Genomic DNA, 1,357 nt, shown 5'->3' on the forward strand with positions numbered 1-1,357 from the left:
TTCTTCATTGTTTTGTCGTAGAGCTTCATTTTTTAGAGTAATATACGCTTCGTACTGATCTTGTAATGTCTTTTCCAGTTCATCCATCTTCTGAATGGCCGCCTCAAGATAAACCGAAAAATCCAGCGTTTCTTCTTGTGCATGCTGCATCCATTCTTTCAAACTATGGGAATCCGTATGAACCTCTTTTCCGTATTTCTTTAATCCCTTCGCCTGCTGCGCCTCTATCTTTTGATAAACGCTGCTGATAATCTTGTTTTCGCTCATCTTAGCCCTTCCTCTCGAATTATTTTATTGACGGTGTGATTAGTCATTTTCACACTTAAAACCTTAGCGATTGCAGCGCCTGACATACCTTGATTAAAATATTCTTTAATTTCGGCAATCAGTTCCGGCGTTCGCTCGATTTTTCGCTCTATAGGACGTATCCCAATACTCCTTTTATAAACCATGTACTCCGACAAGCATCTGAACCCGAATTCCTTCGCTATTTCTGTTTCTTTTTTCCCTTCCCGCCTTTTGGCTTCCCATTCTTCCGGTTTGAAATAGTATTTCTTTCCCTTGATCCTTCGGTTTTTCCACTCGAAGCCCTGTTCTTTTATAATAGTCCCTACTGTAACGCCACTAATTGGGACGTCAAGTTTTGCAGCTATCTGATTTTGCGAAAGTCCTTGTGCAGCGTATTTTTTAATTTGTTCTAATAGTTCCGGTGTCCGTTGAATTATTTTCCCTTGCTTCGGAATCCCTATTATGTCTTTATAGTCGTAGTATTCAGCAAAGTTGGTAAACCCGAATTCTTTAGCAACTTCTTTTTCTAACATGCCTTGCGCTTTCGCTTGTTTCCACTCTTCTACGGTAAAATAATAAGGCTTTTGTTTCTCTTCTGTTTCGTCCTTCTCTAAATTGTTCTTTACTTTCCAACTAACAAGGGTTTCAAGTGGTACATCAAGCTGATTCCGCGCTATTTCATAATCTCTCATTCCTCTGTTGTGCAACATCATATACTGATCTGTGGTAAAGCCGATTTCCTCAAGAATGCACATTGAAAGCCCCTCCTATGTTTAAATTAGTTCCTCAAGATCATCTAAAGGTTCGTTCTGTTTCTTCGGCCATTCCCATGTAGAAACGTGTTTTTCGTACGGTCTGATTGGGTGTTTTTTGATATATTCCTGGCGCTGCTCTTCTGTCATTCTCCATACGACTACTTCCCCTGCACGTCTTGAATTTTTATTTGAACTCATAATGATTTCCCCCTTGTGATTGATAAAGTACCCCGTGGCTCCTGCTGAATGGTATTTCCTGTTTTACTGCCTGTTTGGTCATGCCTTCTTCAAAAACCGTAAAGACTTGCAGCTCT

The 1,357-nt window shown here is 40.2% G+C and carries 2 protein-coding genes; both read right to left on the reverse strand.

Translation table 11 applies throughout. The annotated features are described in order from the left end of the window. Window positions 1–267, reverse strand: a 267-nt coding sequence (locus ACWGB8_RS38065; RefSeq protein WP_452218239.1) for a hypothetical protein, incomplete at its 3' end; no start/stop codon positions are given. Then, complete coding sequence (locus ACWGB8_RS38070) at window positions 264–1,043, reverse strand: hypothetical protein (protein WP_377978838.1); 780 nt, start codon at window positions 1,041–1,043, stop codon at window positions 264–266. The genes ACWGB8_RS38065 and ACWGB8_RS38070, both read right to left, overlap by 4 nt. Between the last annotated feature and the right edge of the window lie 314 nt (window positions 1,044–1,357).

The organism is Kitasatospora sp. NPDC054939 (assembly GCF_053610105.1).

Excerpts from the sequence above, each read along its gene's own strand:
- ACWGB8_RS38070 (WP_377978838.1), bottom strand. The coding sequence starts at position 1,043 with ATGTGCATTCTTGAGGAAATCGGCTTTACCACAGATCAGTATATGATG.